Annotated in this window: 11 protein-coding genes; all 11 read right to left on the bottom strand. The window is 76.0% G+C overall.

All coding sequences use genetic code 11. The features are described 5' to 3' along the window. Positions 1 to 2: 2 nt before the first annotated feature. The gene (locus HD601_RS13685) at positions 3 to 857 is read right to left on the bottom strand and encodes a GNAT family N-acetyltransferase (protein ID WP_184822680.1); all 855 of its coding nucleotides are present in this window, start codon (positions 855 to 857) and stop codon (positions 3 to 5) included. Further along, positions 857 to 2,533 (bottom strand): ATP-binding cassette domain-containing protein, encoded by a 1,677-nt coding sequence (locus tag HD601_RS35685; RefSeq protein ID WP_184822678.1) that lies wholly within the window; start codon positions 2,531 to 2,533, stop codon positions 857 to 859. The genes HD601_RS13685 and HD601_RS35685 overlap by 1 nt, the downstream gene beginning before the upstream one ends. 49 nt (positions 2,534 to 2,582) lie before the next feature. Then, positions 2,583 to 3,002 carry a response regulator gene (locus HD601_RS13675; protein WP_184822676.1) on the bottom strand — a complete coding sequence of 140 codons (420 nt, stop codon included), beginning with the start codon at positions 3,000 to 3,002 and terminating at the stop codon, positions 2,583 to 2,585. Positions 3,003 to 3,620: 618 nt separating this feature from the next. Further along, a complete protein-coding gene (locus tag HD601_RS13670) occupies positions 3,621 to 4,337 on the bottom strand; it encodes a response regulator transcription factor (protein WP_184822674.1) in 717 nt (238 codons plus the stop codon). After that, entirely contained in the window at positions 4,334 to 6,385 is a 2,052-nt protein-coding gene (locus tag HD601_RS13665) for a sensor histidine kinase (RefSeq protein ID WP_184822672.1), read from the bottom strand. The genes HD601_RS13670 and HD601_RS13665 overlap by 4 nt, the downstream gene beginning before the upstream one ends. Beyond that, a complete protein-coding gene (locus HD601_RS13660) occupies positions 6,382 to 7,989 on the bottom strand; it encodes a sensor histidine kinase (RefSeq protein WP_184822670.1) in 1,608 nt (535 codons plus the stop codon). The genes HD601_RS13665 and HD601_RS13660 overlap by 4 nt, the downstream gene beginning before the upstream one ends. Positions 7,990 to 8,002: 13 nt before the next feature. After that, positions 8,003 to 10,387: an ABC transporter permease gene (locus tag HD601_RS13655; protein WP_184822668.1), complete on the bottom strand. Its 2,385-nt coding sequence runs from the start codon at positions 10,385 to 10,387 to the stop codon at positions 8,003 to 8,005. Continuing rightward, positions 10,387 to 12,759 carry an FtsX-like permease family protein gene (locus HD601_RS13650; RefSeq protein ID WP_184822666.1) on the bottom strand — a complete coding sequence of 791 codons (2,373 nt, stop codon included), beginning with the start codon at positions 12,757 to 12,759 and terminating at the stop codon, positions 10,387 to 10,389. The genes HD601_RS13655 and HD601_RS13650 overlap by 1 nt, the downstream gene beginning before the upstream one ends. Continuing rightward, on the bottom strand, positions 12,759 to 15,212 hold the full coding sequence (locus HD601_RS13645) for an ABC transporter permease (RefSeq protein ID WP_184822664.1): 2,454 nt from the start codon (positions 15,210 to 15,212) through the stop codon (positions 12,759 to 12,761). Before HD601_RS13645 ends, HD601_RS13650 begins: the two co-directional genes overlap by 1 nt. Next, entirely contained in the window at positions 15,209 to 15,946 is a 738-nt protein-coding gene (locus HD601_RS13640; RefSeq protein ID WP_184822662.1) for an ABC transporter ATP-binding protein, read from the bottom strand. Before HD601_RS13640 ends, HD601_RS13645 begins: the two co-directional genes overlap by 4 nt. After that, entirely contained in the window at positions 15,943 to 17,298 is a 1,356-nt protein-coding gene (locus HD601_RS13635; protein WP_184822660.1) for an adenylate/guanylate cyclase domain-containing protein, read from the bottom strand. Before HD601_RS13635 ends, HD601_RS13640 begins: the two co-directional genes overlap by 4 nt. Between the last annotated feature and the right edge of the window lie 177 nt (positions 17,299 to 17,475).

Genomic DNA, 17,475 nt, shown 5'->3' with positions numbered 1-17,475 from the left:
CCTCAGCGGGTGAACACGTGGGCCGTCACGTCGGCGATGGGGCGGTAGCCCAGCGCGGTGTAGACCTTGTTCGAAGTGGGGTTGGCCAGGTCGGTGAAGAGGGCGGCACGGTGCGCACCCGCATCGAGCACGGCCTGGCTGACCGCCGCCACCAGCACCGATGCGTACCCGCGGCGGCGCCGCGCGGGCGGGGTGTACACGGGCGCGATGCGGGCGACGCCGGCGACGGTGCGCGAGACGCCCACGAAGCAGGCCGGGCCGCCGTCGTCCCAGAGCCAGGCGCGCTGTTCGGCGAGCAGCAGGTCGACGACGCGCTCGGCGACGCTCGCGCCGGGCGCGGCGTTGGACTCCACCTCGAACGCCAGCGTCCATTCGACCAGCAGGTCGCGGTCGCCGGGCCCGGCGAGCCGCGCGGCTCCGGGCGCCGGCCGCGGCGGCACGACGGTGTCGAGCTCGAACAGCCGCTGGTCCATGGCGACGGCGACGGTGCCGCCGGTGTGTCCCGCCCACGCCCGCGCGTACGCCGCGGCCTGGTCGGCGACGCCCGTGACGCCGTCGACGCCGGGGTGCTCCGCGAGCATGGCCAGCGCCAGCAGCTCGGCCCCCACCGGTGGCGCGGACACGTACGCCCGGAACGGCGGCGTCCACACCGCCACCCCGGCGACACCCCCGCCACCGCCGTCGTCGGAGGAGGACGACAGGACCGCGAACACGCCGCCCGGCCCGGACCCCGCACCCCGGCGCACGCGGTCGACCGTGGTGAGCAGCACCGAGTGGACGACGGGCGACCGTTCCAGCCACCCACCCGCCCGCTGCCAGAACTCCTCGGCGTCGGTGCCGATCGTGACCGACGGCATCAGCGCACCCGGGTGACGCGGCCCTCGTCCCAGACCGGCTCCGGCGACTCGTAGACCGAGCCGTTGGCACCGAACACGAGGAAGCGGTCGAAGTCGCGGGCGAACCAGCGGTCGTGGGTGACGGCGAGCACCGTCCCGTCGAACACCTCGAGCCCGTCCTGCAGCGCCTCGGCCGACACGAGGTCGAGGTTGTCGGTGGGCTCGTCGAGCAGCAGCAGCGTGGCGCCGGACAGCTCGAGCAGCAGGATCTGCAGCCGCGCCTGCTGCCCGCCGGACAGCGACTCGAACGCCTGCTCGCCGGCGTGCGCGAGCTCGTACCGGTCGAGCACGCGGCTGGCCTGCTCGCGCGGCATGCCGGCGCGGCGGCCGTCGCCGCGGTGCAGGATCTCGAGCAGCGTGCGGCCGACCAGCTCGGGATGCTCGTGCGTCTGCGCGAACCAGCCCGGCCGCACCCGCGCGCCCAGCCGTCCCACGCCGGTGTGCGCCACGGGAGCGATGGGCACGTCGTCGACGGGCTCGTGCTCGGGTTCGGGGTCGGAGCCGCCGGCCGCCAGCAGCCGCAGGAAGTGCGACTTGCCGGAGCCGTTGGAGCCGAGGACGGCGACCCGCTCGCCGTACCAGACCTCGAGGTCGAACGGCTTCATGAGCCCCGTCAGCTCCAGGGACTCGCAGACGACGGCGCGCTTGCCGGTGCGCCCGCCCTGCAGCCGCATGCGCACGTTCTGCTCGCGCGGGATGGCCTGCGGCGGCCCGGCCTCCTCGAACTTGCGCAGCCGGGTCTGCGCCGCCTGGTACCGCGAGGCGAGGCCGTCGTTGTAGGCGGCCTTCTGCTTGTACATGAGCACGAGCGCCTTGAGCTTCGCGTGCTCCTCGTCCCAGCGCCGGCCCAGTTCCTCGAACCGGGCGAACCGCTCGCGCCGCGCCTCGTGGTAGCTGCCGAACCCGGCCGGGTGCACCCACGTGGTGTTGCCGGCCGCGCCCAGCTCGACGGTGACGACGCGCGTGGCCGTGCGGTGCAGCAGCTCGCGGTCGTGGCTGACGTAGAGGACGGTCTTCTGCGACTCGACCAGCCGGTCCTCGAGCCAGCGCTTGGCCGGGACGTCGAGGAAGTTGTCGGGCTCGTCGAGCAGCAACACCTCGTCGGGGCCGCGCAGCAGCGCCTCGAGCACCAGCCGCTTCTGCTCGCCGCCGGACAGCGTGGACACCTCGCGCCAGCGGCACCGCTCGAACGGGATGCCCAGCGCGGCCGTGGTGCAGACGTCCCACAGGACCTCGGTCTCGTAGCCGCCGGCGTCGGCCCACTCGGCCAGCGCGGTGGCGTACGTCATCTGCGTCGGCTCGTCGTCGCGGTCCATCATGGCCAGCTCGGCGGCGTCGACGGCGGCAGCGGCGGCCCGCACGCGGGGCGGCGCCACCGACAGCAGCAGGTCGCGCACGTCCTGGGCGTCGCGGGCCACGAACTGGCGCATGACGCCCAGCCCGCCGCTGCGCGTGACGGCGCCGCCGTGCGCGGCGAGGTCGCCGGCCACGATGCGCAGCAGCGTCGTCTTGCCCGACCCGTTCGCCCCGACCAGCGCGACCTTGGCGCCGTCGCCGACCCGGAACGAGACGTCGTCGAGCAGCACCCGCCCGTCGGGCAGGGTGAACGAGACGGCGTTGAGGTCGACGTGGCCCATGCCCTCAGTCTCACCGAGCCGGCGGCACCGGTCGAGGCATTTTCCCGGCTCAGAATCCGGGCGGCAGCTCCCCCGACATGACGGCCACCAGCACGTCGGGCGCGAGATCCTCTTTGTGGACGTACGCGCGCGCCCCGCTGGTGCTGGCGTCCTGCGGCAGGTCCGATGCGGGGTAGGTCGACATCAGCAGGACGACGGCGCCGGGGTGCGCCGCGACCAGGCGGCGGGTGGCCTCGATGCCGGAGATGCCGGGCAGGTTGATGTCCATGAGCACCAGCCCCGGGCGCAGCGCGGCCGCCTGCGTGACCGCGTCCTCGCCGCTGGTGGCCTCGCCGGCGACCCGGAAGCCGGGCGTGGAGCCGACGACGAACCGGGCGACGGACAGGTACAGCTCCTGGTCGTCGACCACGAGGACGTCGACGACGGCGGTCGGCGCCTCGACGTGGGGGGTGTGCGGACTACCGGCCATACCACCATGATCGGCCCGCCCACGGCCCTCGTGCCACCCGGTCACCACCCGTCTCACGAGGGGTGCCAGCACCCCCGCCGACGAACCGCCTCGTGGTGACGCTCGGGAAACCGGCGGTTGGAGGGCCGGCGAGGCCCGTATCCGTCGGTTTCCCGAGCGTGAGCCGGTTTCGCAGGCGGGCGTTCCCCCAGTGGTCGGCGGCGCCGCACCTTGGCAAGGCTGGTCACCGCCACGGCGCCCGAAATGCCCGCTCCCGCGCGACGACCAGGCCAGCCAAGCGCTCGAGCGTCGCAGCCGGACGGGTGACGCTCGGGAAACCGGCGGACGCTCGGGAAACCGGCGGTTGGAGGGCCGGCCGGGCCCGTGTCCGTCGGTTTCCCGAGCGTGAGCCGGTTTCGCAGGCGGGCGTGCCCCCAGTGGTCGGCGGCGCCGCACCTTGGCAAGGCTGGTCACCGCCACGGCGCCCGAAATGCCCGCTCCCGCGCGACGACCAGGCCAGCCAAGGCGCTCGCGGTTGGACGCCCGGCCGAGCCCGTGTTCGTCGGTTTCCCGAGCGTGAGCCGGTTTCGCAGGCGGGGCCGCTGCGGTGGATCGACGGCCGGCACCCTCGCCGGGCCGTCAGCGCAGGGACGCCAGGTAGAGCAGGACGGCGCTGACCCGGCGGTGCACCTCGGGCTCGGCGGTGAGCCCGAGCTTGGCGAACAGCGCGTTGATGTGCTTCTCGACGGCGCGCTCGGTGAGCACGAGGCTGGCGGCGACGCCGGCGTTGCTCTTGCCCTGGGCGATCTGCTCCAACACCTCGAGCTCGCGCCGGGTCAGGCCGGCGAGGGGGTCACCGGCCGGGCGCGCGCCCGCGACCAGCACCTCGACGACGGCGGGGTCGACGACGCTGCCGCCGCGGGCGACCTCGCGGACGGCCTCGGCCAGCTGGTCGGGCTCGCTGATGCGCTCCTTGAGCAGGTACGCGCGCCGCTGCGAGCCACCCGACAGCAGCTCGAGCGCGTACCCGGGCGCGGCGTACTGCGACAGCACGACGACGCCGGTATCGGGTGCCGTCCGGCGCAGCTGCGTGGCCGCGCGGATGCCCTCGTCGCTCGACGTGGGCGGCATGCGGATGTCGGTGACGACGACGTCGGGCCGGTGCTGCTCGACGGCGGCCAGCAGCTCGTCGAGGTCGCCGGCCACCGCCACCACCTCGAGGTCCGGGTACAGCCCGAGGACGCGCTGGACGCCCTCGCGCACCAGCAGCGCGTCGTCGGCGACGACGACGCGGACCCGCCCACCTGTGGTCACGGGTGGGAGCGTACCGGGTGCGGCCAGCGCGGACGGCGTCATACCGGCAGGGTCCCGCGCACGACGGTGCCACGGCCCGGCCCGCTGTCGACGGTGAGCCGGCCGCCGAGCGAGCCCAGCCGGTCGCGCATGTTCACGAACCCGTGGCTCTCGCCGGCGACGGCGGGGTCGAAGCCGGCGCCGTCGTCGGACACCTCGAACTCGACGCCCGCATCGGTCTCGCCGACGTGCACCGTCACCGACGCACCGTCGCCGGCGTGCTTGCCGGCGTTCTGCATGGCCTCGAGGCAGCAGAAGTAGACGGCCGCCTCGGCGCCGGGAGCGAACCGGCGGGCGGTGGCGACGTCGACCGTGGTGGGGCGGACGGCGCGGGCGGCGGCCGTGCGCAGGGCCTCGCCCAGGCCGTGCTCGCGCAGCAGCGGCGGGTAGATGCCGTGCGCCAGCTCGCGCAGCTGGGTGAGCGTCTCCTGCACGTCGGTGCGCAGCTCGTCGAGCAGGGCCGCGGTGTCGCCGTCGGCCAGCCGCCGCGCGAGCCCGAGCTTCACCGCCAGCGCGACGAGGTGCTGCTGGGCGCCGTCGTGCAGGTTGCGCTCGATCTCGCGGCGCGACGCGTCGGCGGCGGACACGATGCGGGCCCGCGACTCGCGCACCTCGACCAGCTGCAGCGCGACGGCGGCCCGCAGCCCGGCGTTGTCCAGCTCGGGCCGGGCCTCGGTGACGACGGCGCGCAGCAGGCCGGGCGGCACCTCGGGCCCGGCGCCGACCCGCGCGATGGTGCGGTCGTGACCGGCCAGCACCACGTCGTCAGCACCGAGCTCCGCCGCCGGCCGCCCGTCGCCGGAGACCCACTCGCGCCGGCCGTCGACCCAGTAGGCCACCCGCAGCGACGGGTCGCCGGCCGCCTGGCGCAGCACGTCCTCGACGCTCACGCCCGGCTCGGGAGCGCGCACGAAATGCCGGACCATGCGGACGGCGTCGAATCGGCGCCGGTTGAAGCGGCGGTCGACGGCGTCCTGCAGCCGGCGGCGGGCCGCTCCGGCGACGCTCACCGCGGCCAGGGTGGCGACGACGGCGGACAGCTGCGACCCGCCCGCGGCGGCCCCGACGGCGACCACCACGACCACGTAGACGATCGCCAGGACCGCGGTGAGCAGCGCGTACGTCAGCGCCCGGCTGAGGATCCGGTCGACGTCGAACAGGTGGTACTGCGTGATGGCCAGCGCGGTCGCGATCGGCAGCAGCACCACGAACAGCCCGGCCACGACGTCCAGCACGGCCTGCGAGCGCAGGTACGACGCGACGAACGACGCCGCCACCAGCACCGGGATCAGCACGGCCGCCGGCGCCAGCCAGAGGAGCTGCTGGCGGGCCGTCCCGCGCGCCCGCCGGAACCGCACCAGCAGCGATACCGCCGCGACGACCAGGCCGGCGCCGGTGAGGATGACCGCGACGCTGCGGGCGATGTCGAGCACGTCGGCGACGGCGCCACCGGCGGCCAGCGGGTTGTCCAGACCCTCCAGTGGCGGCTCCGCGTGCGACGGCGTGAGGAACACCAGCGCGACGCTGAGCAGGCCGGCGCCGACGGTGGCCCGCGCGGCCCACGCCCACCGCGGCGACAGCGCCCGACCGTCCGGCGTCAGGTGGAACACCAGGGCGATGCTGACGAACCAGAGCACGAACACCGAGTCGGCGAAGAGCCCGGCCATGGTGGCCAGCGGCAGCGAGCCGGGCCGGGCGATGGCGCCGTAGGCCGCATAGCCGGTCAGCGCGGGCCCGACGGCCTGCAGCGTCCCGAGCCCGAGGAACAGCCAGCCGACGGGGTGCCGCGGGCGGTGCAGGACCAGCCCGGCGCCCACGACGGACGCGCTGACCATCGCGAGGACGTAGACGACCCCGCTGGTCAGGCCCTGGGTCAGGTCGGGCCGGCCGGCGTCGCGCAGCAGCTCGTCGAAGACGACGACCAGCGCGATGCACGCGGGCACGACCGCCACCGCGAGCGCGACGACGGTGCGCAGCAGCCGCCGCCGGCCCACCGGCCCCAGCCGGACCGGCGACCGTCCCCGCAGTGCTCGCGGCACCGTCGCGGTCATGGCCGCCCGGTCTCCGCCGGTTCGCGTGGCGCCAGCGCGGCCGCCGGCAGCGTCCCGTGGATCGTCGTGCCGGCGCCGGGTGCGCTGTCGACGCTCAGCTCGCCGCCGAACGCGCCCAGCCGGTCGCGCATGTTCACGAACCCGTGGCTCTCGCCGACGGTCGCGGGGTCGAAGCCGGCGCCGTCGTCGGCCACCTCGAACTCCACGCCCGCGCCGTCGCCGGACACCCGCACCGTCACCGACGCCCCCGGACCGGCGTGCTTGCCGGCGTTCTGGATGGCCTCGAGGCAGCAGAAGTAGACCGCGGCCTCGGCCTCCGGCGGGTAGCGCAGGTCGGTGCCGGCCACGACGCGCGTGGGCACCGCGGCGCGGTTCGCGGCGTTGCGCAGCGCCTCGCCGAGCCCGTGCTCGCGCAGCAGCGGCGGGTAGATGCCGTGGGCCAGCTCGCGCAGCTGGGTCAGTGTCTCCTGGACGTCCGTGCGCAGCTCGTCGAGCAGGGCTGCCGCGTCGCCGTCGGCCAGCCGCTTCGCCAGCCCCAGCTTCACGGCCAGCGCGACGAGATGCTGCTGCGCGCCGTCGTGCAGGTTGCGCTCGATCTCGCGGCGCGACGCGTCGGCGGCGGACACGATGCGGGCCCGCGACGCCTGCAGCTCGGCGTTGCGCCGGCGCAGCTCCTCGAGCGACGCCTGCAGCGCGGAGTCGAGGCGGACGTTGTGCAGCGCCAGCCCGACCTGCCGGGCGAGGTCGGCAAGCACGCGGTCGTCGTCGTCGCTGAACGGCCGGTCGTCGGCCGAGCGCACGACCACGAGCAGCCCGAGCAGCCGGCCCAGGTGCGTGACCGACGCGATGCGCAGCGACCGCCGGCCGGGTTCGCCGGCGCCGGCCAGCACCGCCGGCAGCCACATCGCGGCCCACGCGTTGCCGGAGACCCGGGCCCGGGCGACGGCGGCCAGCTCGGCTCCGGCGAGGGTCAGCCGGCCGGGGCCGCGCTCGGGCACCGACACCGTCCGATCCAGGACACCGTCCTCGCCGGTCCACACCTCCGCACCCAGCGGCCCCAGGGTCGAGCGCAGCGTCTCGGCCAGCTGGAGCAGCAGCTCGTCCATGGGGACGGCGCGGGTCATCCGCGAGCCGAAGGTCTCGAGCGCCGACGACGCGGGCCGCTGCCTCGGCCCGGCCCACTGCTCGGCCAGCTCGCGCAGCCGTGCCCGCACCGGCTCGGCCAGCACGACGGCGGTCAGCGCGGCGACCATCGAGAACGCCAGCACGCCCTGGCCGTCGTCGTCGACCTCCTCGCCGAGCCCGATGACGACCACCAGATAGACGGCCAGCACCATGAGCACCAGCCCGCAGAACACCAGGGACGGGCCGGCGACGGCGCCCGCTCGGCGCCGCAGCCGGGGCAGCACCGACGCCACGACGGCGACCGGCACCGCGACCAGCCCGAGCAGCGCCCATGGGAGCAGCGCGCCGGGCACGTCGATCAGCGTCCGCAGCGCCCACACGGCCAGCGCGACGGTGACCGTCACCAGCACCGCCCAGCCGGCCCAGAGTGCCACGTCGCGCCGGTTCCGCGCGCGGGCCGCGACGAGGGTCCCGTTCAAGCCGCCCACCTCCTCATTCCGCCCTCAGGGCCTGCCAGACGGGGAACGACCCGGCCCGGCGGGCCGGCCAGGCCGCCAGCAGCACCGCGGCCGCGAGCGCGGCCGGGACCACGGCGAGCAGGGCCGGGAGCGCCGGTGGCGGGACGTAGTACGTCATGGTCGCGTCGGTGACGTAGCGCCACAGCCAGCGGCCGATCGCCACACCGAGCGGCGCGCCGACCGCCAGCCCGGCCAGCACGATCACCACGGCCTGCGTGATCACCGCGGCGACGCACTGCCCGCCGGTCAGCCCGACGGCGCGCAGCACGGCGAGGTCGTGCCGGCGCCGCCGGACCGCCACGGCCAGCGTGTGCCCGACAGCGGCCAGCGCGAGCACCGCGAGGAACAGCGCGAGGTACAGCGGGAGCTCCTGGATCACCCGCAGCTCGACCGAGTGGTCGCGCTGCAGCGTCGGCCGCACGTCCACGTCGCCGGCCACGGCGCCCACGGCCCGCTCCAGCCGCTCTGCCACGACCCCGGGGTCGGCGCCGTCGCGCAGCGCGATGTGCGCGAGGTGGGACGAGGCGCCGGTGAACAGCGCGTCGAACCCGGCCCCGCTCACCCAGGCGCCGTCGACGTTGTAGTTGCCCGGTCCCTCCGGGAGGAAGGCCGCGCCGGTGACCGTCAGCCGGCGGGTCACCCGCGTTCCGGTGAGGTCGACGGTGTCGCCGACGCGGACGCCCAGGGTCTGGGCGAGGTACGGCCCCAGAGCGACCTCGTCGGCCGCGGCGGGCAGCCGCCCCTCGTCGACGACGACGGGGAGCGGCGCGGCCACCGGCTGGAGCGAGTAGACCACCGGGCTGCCGGCGCCGGCCTGCGCCACCGCCGACCGGCTGTCGTTGACGGCGGTGACGTCGGGGTCGGCCGCCAGCACCGGCAGCACCCTGCCGGCCGACGCGGCGTCGACGTCCAGCGTGGCCTCCAGATCGTGCACCTGGCCGTATCGGGCCGGCGTGGTCGCGGCGTCGTCGACGCCGGCGGCCAGGGTCAGCGCGGCCACCGTCCCCGCCACCCCGGCGACCGCACCCACCAGCGCGGGCCGCACCGGAACCGCTCGCCGCCCGCGGCCGGGCTCGAGCGCCAGCCGGGTCCCGAGCACCATCGGCAGCGGCAGCGCGCTGCGGGCCACGGCCGCCGCGGCCGGGGAGCGCCGCGGCGAGCCGGTCGCGCGCGACGCGTGCAGGGCGGCGACGGCGCTCAGCGCGGCACCCGCCGCGACCGCGAGTACGACCGCGCCCCCGCCCACGCCCAGCACGGCCCAGTCGGCGTCGATGCCCGGCGCCGGCTCGCGCTGCGCGGCCGTCCCGACGGGGAACCAGGCCGACGCGAGGACGGCCAGGCCGGTCCCGGCCGTGGCTCCGGCGGCGCCGGCCAGGGCCGGCCCGGCGGTGGCGGCGGCGATCTGCTGCCGCGGCGTCAGGCCGAGCGTGCCGAGCACCCGCAGCTCGCCGATGGTCGCGGCGGCGTGCCGGGCGATCGCCTGGCCCAGCAGCACGACGGCCGCGGCCGCAGCGGCGAGCGCGAACGCCCTGACGGCAGCGGCCTCGATGTCGACGATCCGCTGGACGAAGAGCGTGGCGGCAGCCTCGCTCCACATGGTGAGGTCGGTCCGGCCGCTCGAGTCCGTCAGCGCCGCCTTGAAGGCCGCGTAGCCGCTGCCGCCGTCGTCCAGCCGCACCATCGCGCCGGTCGCGCCGTCGGCGCCGAGCAGGTGGGAGGAGTACGCCGTGAAGAACGCCACGGTCGGCACCAGCCAGCCCGGGGCGCCCGGCGCGTCGGTGAACAGCGACGAGCGGACGACGCCGACGATGCGCAGCGGCACCTCCGGTCCGTCCGCGGGCGGCGGCGCGGTCTCGTCGACCGGGCCACGCCAGTCCGTCACGGTGGCCGGCCGGGTCTCCGGCCGGTAGAGGCGGACGGTGACGGTGTCGCCGACGCCGTGGCCGTAGGTCCGGACGAAGCGGGGCGTCACGACGGCCTCGTCGGCCCGGTCCGGGTCGGCGAGCCGGCCCTCGAGGACCACGGGCCGCTCCACGGTCCGCAGCACCTCACGGTCGGCGGGGACCGGGCCGTCCACCGGCGCACCGTCCAGCTCGTAGCTGCCGAAGGCCACCTCGCCCACGGCCGCGACGCCCGGCAGTGCCCGCACCGCGGCCCAGTCGAAGTCCGGGTCGCCGGGCAGGACCTGGGCCGTGGCGGCCAGCGTCGCGGTGTCGAGCCGGTGCACCGCCGCGGCGCCCCGCCGGGCGCCGGCCACCGCCGTCAGCACCGTCGCCACGGCGAAGGCCACCAGCAGCGCCAGCACCAGCAACGACCGCCAGCGCCGCCGCAGGTCCAGGAGCAGCCAGGCCGCCGTCATCACTCGGCCCTCAGCACGTGGCCGACCCGCATCGACGCCGCCCGCTGCGACGGCCAGGCCGCCAGCAGGTTCGCCGCCACCAGCGCCACCGGCACCACGAGCAGCAGCGCCGTCGCGGCCACCGGCGGCACGTAGAGGATCGGCGTCGTCTCGGCGACGTAGCGCCACACCACGCGTCCCAGCGCCACGCCCAGCGGGATGCCGATCAACAGGCCGGCCAGCGCGAGCACACTCGCCTGGGTCGCCACGATGCCGCGCGCCTGCGGCCTGGACAGCCCGACGGCGCGCAGCACGGCCAGCTCGTGCCGGCGCCGCCGCACGGCCGTGGCCAGCGCGTGGCCGACGGCGCCCAGCGCGAGCACCGCCAGGAACGCGGCCAGCACGACCGGCAACGTGCGGATCTGCCGGATCTCCGCGACCGGCGTGGGCGGCTCGGGCCGTTCCAGGCCCAGCCCCGTCGTCTCGGCCACCCGCGCGACGACGGCGTCGGCGTCGGCCCCCGGACGCAGCGCGACGTGCGCCTCGTGGAACTTGAACGCGTCGCCGAACAGCGCGTCGTAGCCGTCTCGGGTCACCCAGCCGCCGGTCGCGTAGTCGTTGTGGGCGCCGTCGGGCACGAACGCGATCCCGGTGACGGTGACCGCGGCGGTCCCGCCCGCGTCGACCCGGTCGCCGACGGCGGCACCGGCGGCGTCCGCCGTCACAGGCGCCAGCGCGATCTCGTCCGGCCGCGACGGCATCCGGCCCGACAGCACGACGACGTCCAGGCCGCCGTCGCCGACCGGCGCGTAGGCGTAGACCGCCGCGGACACCCCGTCGACGTCGGCGGACCCGATGCGGGAGTCGTTCACCGCCTCGACATCGGGGTCGGCGGCGACGGCGGCCAGCAGCGCCGGCAGCTGGTCCTCGGGCAGGAAGTGCTCGCCGTTCTCGCCGATCCAGGCGCTCAGCTGGTGGGTCTGGCCGAAGCGGCGCAGGTCGCCCGCCGCGCCGTCGACGCCGGTGGAGAAGGTGAACGCCGCGAGCACGCCGAGCACGCCGGTGACGGCGCCCAGCAGCGCGGGCCGCACCGGCACCGCCTGCCGTCCGCGGCCGGGCTCGAGGGCGAACCGGGTGCCGACGACGACGGGCACCGGCAGTCCGGCCGCTGCGACGGCGCCCGCCACGGACGAGCGACGCCGGTGCGACCCCGCCCGGGCCGCGCGCAGGGCCAGTGCGGCCGACGCCGCGGCGGCCAGCGCCACCAGCGCCGGCACCACGACCACCCCGGTGAGCAGCACCGGCGCGTCGACGTCCGCGCCGGGTGACGGCTCCACCGTCGCCGCGAGACCGGTCGGGAACCAGCGCGACGCCGCGACCGCGGCCGCCGCCCCCGCCACGACACCGAGGACCGCGGCCAGCACCGGGCCGAGCACGGCCGTCAGCACCACCTGCCGCGGCAGCATGCCGACGGCCCGCAGCGCCTGCAGGTCGGCCACCGTGGCCGTGGCGTACCGGGCGACCGGCTGCCCCACCAGGAACATCGCCGCGGCGGCCGCGGCCAGCGCGAACACCAGCAGCGCGTCGGCCTCGAACCCGGTGACCTCGCGCCCGTGGGTGCGCAGCATCTCGACCAGGTCGAACACGTCGATCTGCCGTCCGGCGAGCCGCTCGACGTCGGCCAGGAACCCCGGGATGGCGGCCTCGCCACCGTGCAGCCGGACGATCGCGTTGTGCACCGCGACCGGCGACTCCGGGCCGACCTCGTCCGGATACGCCGCGGCCAGGCCGGGCGAGAAGATCAGCTGACCCGGCGACCCGAGCGTCTCGCCGTACCAGAACGACTGGATCACGCCGACGATCCGCGCCTCGACCACCGGGCCGTCGGGCGGCACCGCCGGGTCGTCGCGGAAGGCCAGCGCGGAGTCCGGCCCGAACAGCCGGATCGTCACGCCGTCGCCGACTCCCCTCCCGAAGCTCTCCTCGAACGACGACGTGATCGCGACCTCGTCGGGCCGCAGCGGGTCCGGCAGCCGGCCGGCCAGGACGACCGGCCGTTCCAGCGCGCTCATCGCGTCCTCGCCGCTGATGACGCCGGTGACGGCCTCGCCGGGGATGCCGTCGACGACGTAGGCGGCGCCGCCGAACGTCGACAGCGCCGCCACCTCGGGCAGGTCCCGCACCGGGGCCCAGTCGAAGCCGGGCTCATTCGGCAGGACGGCGACGTCGGCCGGCAGCGTCCGCTCCGCCAGCCGGTCGACGGCGCTCGCGCCACGCCGAGCCCCCGCGACCGCCGTCATCACCGTCCCCGCGGCCAGCGCGACCAGCAGCGCCAGCACCAGCAGCGAGCGCCACCGGCGCCGCAGCTCCAGCCGCAGCCAGGCCGCCGTCATCACTCGGCCCTCAGCACGCTGCCCACGCGCATCGACGCCGCCCTGTGCGACGGCCAGGCCGCCAGCAGGTTCGCCGCCACCAGCGCCAGCGGGACCACCAGCAGCAGCGCCAGCGCGGCGAGCGGGGCGACGTAGAGCAGCGGCGTGGTCTCGGCGACGTAGCGCCAGACCGTGCGGCCCAGGGCCAGGCCGAGCGGCACCCCGACGGCCAGCCCGATGAGCGCGAGCAGGCTGGCCTGCGTGACCACGACCCAGCGCGACTGCCAGCGGGTCATGCCCAGTGCCCGCAGCACCGCGACCTCGTGCCGGCGCCGTCGCACCGCCGTGGCCAGCGCGTGCCCGACGGCGCCCAGGGCCAGCACCGCGAGGAACCCGGCCAGGAACACCGGCAGCGTCCGGACCTGGCGGATCTCGGCGAGCCGGCTGGGCGGGTCGACGGGCATGACGACATCGGTGATCGACTCCGCGGGCGCGCCGGTGGCCGCGGCGATGATCGGGACCACGCTCCCCTCGACCCGCTCGGTCACCGCCGCCGGGTCCGCGCCGGGCTCGAGGCCGAGCAGCACCATGTGGTACTTGAACGCCGGCGAGACCGTGCTGGCCGGGTCGAACAGCGTGTCGTAGCCGGGGCCGGTGACCCAGCCGCCGGTGACGTAGTTGTTGTGCGGGCCCTCGGGGACGAACGCCAGCCCGGTGACGGTGAACCGTCGCTCCTCGCCACCGGTGCCGGACATCGACACGACGTCGCCGACGCCCACCCCCATGCCGTCGGCGCTGCCCGGCGCCAGGGCGACCTCGTCCGGCTCGACCGGCGCCCGGCCGTCCACGACCACGGGCCGCAACGGCTCGCGTCCTGCCTGCTCGAGCGTGAACAGCGTGACCGGCCGGTTGCCGACCACCGCCACCGCGATCCGGGTGTCGTTGACCGTCCGCACGTCGGGGTCGGCGGCCATGGCCGGGAGCAGCTGGTCGACGGGGCCGAAGTCCTGTCCGGCGTCGCCGACGAACGACATCAGCTGGTACACCTGCCCGAACCGGGCCGGGTTCTCGGCCGCGTCCTCGACGCCGTCGCTGAAGGTGAACGCGGCGATGACGCCGAGCACCCCGACCACAGCGCCGACCAGCGCCGGGCGCACCGGCACCGCCTGCCGGCCGCTGCCGGGCTCGAGCGCGAACCGGGTGCCTACGACCACCGGCACCGGGGCGCCGGCCCGCCGGGCCACGGCCGCCAGCGCCGACGGACGGCCCCGGCGCGCGGCCGAGCGCAACGCCAGCCGGGCCGCGGCCAGCGCGCCCACGGCGGCCAGCAGCGGCGTCACCAGCCCGACCGCCGTCAGGACGAGCGGGTCGACGGCGATCCCCGGGTCCGGCTCGTACAGCGCGGCCGTCCCGATGGGGAACCACTGCGACGCGACCACCGCCCCGGCCGCCCCGAGCAGCGAGCCGGCCACCGCCGCGCCCACCGGACCGGCCGCCGCGGCCAGCCCCGCCTGCCCCGTTGTCAGGCCGAGGCCGCGCACCACCTGCAGCTCCGTCGCCGACGACGCCGCGTACCGGGCCACGGCCTGGCCGACCAGGAAGATCGCCGCCGCACCCGCCGCCAGGGCGAACGCCTGCAGCGCCTCGGCCTCGAACGCCGTGACGTCGCGGGAGTGCCGGCCGTCCTCGGCGAGGTCCATGAAGTCGATGTCGGCGCGGCCGCTGACCTCCTGCAGCCCCGCCTTGAACGCCGGCAGGTCCGCCTCGCCGCCGCGAAGCCGGACCAGCGCGTTCAGCTCGCCCTGCCCGGAGGCGCCCATGAGGTTGTCGCGGTACTGCACGAACAGTCCCGGCGACGGCGACAGCCCGCCCTCTCGGTCGCCGACGAGGTCGCTGAACCACGGCGAGCGGATGATGCCGACGATCGTCGCCTCGATCACCGGGCCGTCCGGCTCCGGCAGCGTCGAGGCGAACTTCAGGCCGTCCTGCGTCTCGGGCGTGAACAGCCGCATCGTGACGCCGTCGCCGACCCCCAGTCCCCAGGTCCGCTCGAACCGCCGGCTGACGACGACCTCGTCGGCCCGCGTGGGGTCGGGCAGCCGGCCGTCGAGCACGACCGGCCGCTCGATGGTCCGGAAGACCTCGTCGTCGCCGGGCGGGAACCCGGCGGCGAAGGAGCCCTCCGGCAGCTCGTCGACCACGTACGAGCCGGTCAGCACGAACGTCGTCAGCGACTCCACCTCGGGCAGCGCGCGGACGGCGTCCCAGTCGAAGCCGGGCTGGTTGGGCAGGACGGCGAGGGTGGCCGGCAGCGTCCTCTCGACCAGGCGGTCGACGGCGGTGGACCCGCGCCGTGCGCCGGACAGCGCCGTCATGACCGTACCGGCGGCGAGCGCCACCAGCAGCGCCATCACCAGCAGCGAGCGCCACCGGCGCCGGGTGTCGAGGCGCAGCCACGCGGCGACTGCGCTCATGGGGCGCGCTTCTCCGCGAGCTCCACCGGCATGTCCGCCGCGACCGGGGTGATGCTGACGCCGTCGTCGCCCGCGATGCGCCCGTCGCGCATGCGCACGACACGGGAGGCGCCGGCCGCGACGTCGGCGGAGTGCGTGACCATGAGGATCGTCTGGCCGTCGCCGTGCAGCCGGCGGAACAGCTCGAGGATCTCGGCGCCGCCCTCGCTGTCGAGCGCGCCGGTGGGCTCGTCGGCCAGCAGCACCGCCGGCTCGTTGACCAGCGCGCGGGCGATGGCCAGCCGCTGGCGCTGCCCGCCCGAGAGCACCGACGGCACCTGCTCGGTGCGGTCGCCGAGGCCCAGCAGGTCGAGCAGATCGCGGGCGCGCGACTCGGCGGCCTTGCGGCGCAGCCCACCCAGGATCGCCGGCAGCGCGATGTTGTCCAGCGCCGAGACACCCTCGAGCAGGTTGAAGAACTGGAAGACGATGCCGACGTGGTGCCGGCGGAACCGGGCCAGCCAGTTCTCGTCGCGGCCGCTGACGACGAGCCCGTCGACCACGACCTCGCCCTCGTCGGCCTGGTCGAGCCCGGCGAAGATGTTCAGCAGGGTCGACTTGCCGCAGCCCGACGGGCCCATGAGCGCGACGAACTCGCCGCGCTCCACCTGCAGGTCGACGCCGCGCAGGGCGCGGACGGGCGCGAGCTCCGCCTCGAATGTGCGGCGGACTCCCCGGGCCAGCAGTGCGGTCATCGGCTGTACTCCTCCACGTCGTTCGCTGTGTCGGCGCCAGCCGGGGCGAGCACCCGGCACGCCGTCACCGCGGCGTCGCGGCCCTTGACCCGGACCGGGTCGAGCCGCTGGAACGTCCAGGCCGGCGCGGCCGCCGCGGTCGCCTCGCTGACCACCGTCGAGCCGGCGGGTCGGGCGAGGTCCTGCAGGCGCTGCGCCATGTTCACGGTGTCGCCGACGAGCGTGTACTCCAGCCGCTCGTCGCTGCCGAGCAGGGCGGCCGCGACCTCACCGGTGGACAGGCCGATGCCCATGCCGAACGGCTCCAGCCCCTCGGTCGTCCACTGCGCGTCGACGCCGGTCTGCCGCCGGTGCATGTCGGCGGCGGCCCGCAGCGCCCGCTCGGCGTGGTCCACCTGCGGGAACGGTGCTCCGAAGACGGCCATGACGGCGTCCCCCACGTACTGCATCACGGTGCCCCCCTGGTCGAGGATGGCACCGTTCATGGCCCTTCGGTGCGCATTCAGCTGTCTCGCCAGCGTCGACGGGTCGGTCCGCTCGGCGATGCCGGAGTAGCCGCGCACGTCCGACATCAGCACCGTGACGACGAGCCGCTCGGTGCGGGCGACCGCACCGGGGTCGTCGCGCAGCTTCTCCGCCAGCCCCGACGGCAGCAGCCGGGTCAGTGTCTCGCCCTGCTCCTCGCGCTCGAGGATGGCGGTGTGCAGCTTGCGCAGCCGCTCGAGCGCGCCGCGCACGCCGGAGCTGGCGTCGCGGGCGAGGTGCAGGAACAGCTCCTCGACGGCGTGGTCGACGGCCTCGGGCGTGCTCTGCAGGCTCGCGGCGATCGCCTTCACGGCCCGCCCCTCGGCCACCATGGTGAGCAGCTGCTCCTCGTCGGCCGAGAGCCCGGTGCCGCCCCGCGCCGGGGTGACCAGTGCCTGGACGATCTCAGGGTCGAGCATGGATCCCCCCGCCGCGACCTCGCGGACCGCCCGGGCCAGCCGGTCGCCGTCCGCCACCCGCTCCTTGAGCAAGTATGCGTAGCCGGCCGCCCCCTGGGCCAGCAGTGCGACCGCGTACTCCGGGTCGTCGTACTGCGACAGCACCACGATCCCCGTGCCCGGAAGCCGCTTGCGGACCTCCTTGGCGGCCTCGATGCCCTCGTTCGCGAACCGCGGCGGCATCCTGATGTCGGTGACGACGACCTGCGGCCGGTGCTCCTGCGCCTGGGTCACCAGGCTGTCGTAGTCCTCGGCCATCGCGACGACGTCGAGGTCGCCCGCCACCCGCAGCAACGCCCGCACGCCCTCACGGACGAGCAGGTTGTCGTCCGCGAGGAGCACGGTGATGCGTGCGTCGGCCGAGGTCATGCGGCAATGACACTCCTACCGGCGCCGTTGCACCAGTGCTGCAGCCACCTCAATGCGACGGGGTGCCAGCATCCCCTGGGCGCTCGTGCCGCCCTCCCTCGTGCTGCTGGCGCGCTTCCCGCCCGGGTCCGGGCGTGCGAGCGCCCCTCACTCGGGGGGCGGGTGAGGGGCGCTCGC

The sequence above is a fragment of the Jiangella mangrovi genome, from assembly GCF_014204975.1.
Classification (GTDB): Bacteria; Actinomycetota; Actinomycetes; order Jiangellales; family Jiangellaceae; genus Jiangella; species Jiangella mangrovi.
This window is presented reverse-complemented; position numbering and strand designations above follow the sequence as displayed.

Coding starts and splice junctions, on each gene's coding strand:
- HD601_RS13685 (WP_184822680.1), bottom strand. CDS start 857: ATGCCGTCGGTCACGATCGGCACCGACGCCGAGGAGTTCTGGCAGCGG.
- HD601_RS13670 (WP_184822674.1), bottom strand. CDS start 4,337: ATGACGCCGTCCGCGCTGGCCGCACCCGGTACGCTCCCACCCGTGACC.
- HD601_RS13675 (WP_184822676.1), bottom strand. CDS start 3,002: ATGGCCGGTAGTCCGCACACCCCCCACGTCGAGGCGCCGACCGCCGTC.
- HD601_RS35685 (WP_184822678.1), bottom strand. CDS start 2,533: ATGGGCCACGTCGACCTCAACGCCGTCTCGTTCACCCTGCCCGACGGG.
- HD601_RS13665 (WP_184822672.1), bottom strand. CDS start 6,385: ATGACCGCGACGGTGCCGCGAGCACTGCGGGGACGGTCGCCGGTCCGG.
- HD601_RS13655 (WP_184822668.1), bottom strand. CDS start 10,387: ATGACGGCGGCCTGGCTGCTCCTGGACCTGCGGCGGCGCTGGCGGTCG.
- HD601_RS13635 (WP_184822660.1), bottom strand. CDS start 17,298: ATGACCTCGGCCGACGCACGCATCACCGTGCTCCTCGCGGACGACAAC.
- HD601_RS13640 (WP_184822662.1), bottom strand. CDS start 15,946: ATGACCGCACTGCTGGCCCGGGGAGTCCGCCGCACATTCGAGGCGGAG.
- HD601_RS13645 (WP_184822664.1), bottom strand. CDS start 15,212: ATGAGCGCAGTCGCCGCGTGGCTGCGCCTCGACACCCGGCGCCGGTGG.
- HD601_RS13650 (WP_184822666.1), bottom strand. CDS start 12,759: ATGACGGCGGCCTGGCTGCGGCTGGAGCTGCGGCGCCGGTGGCGCTCG.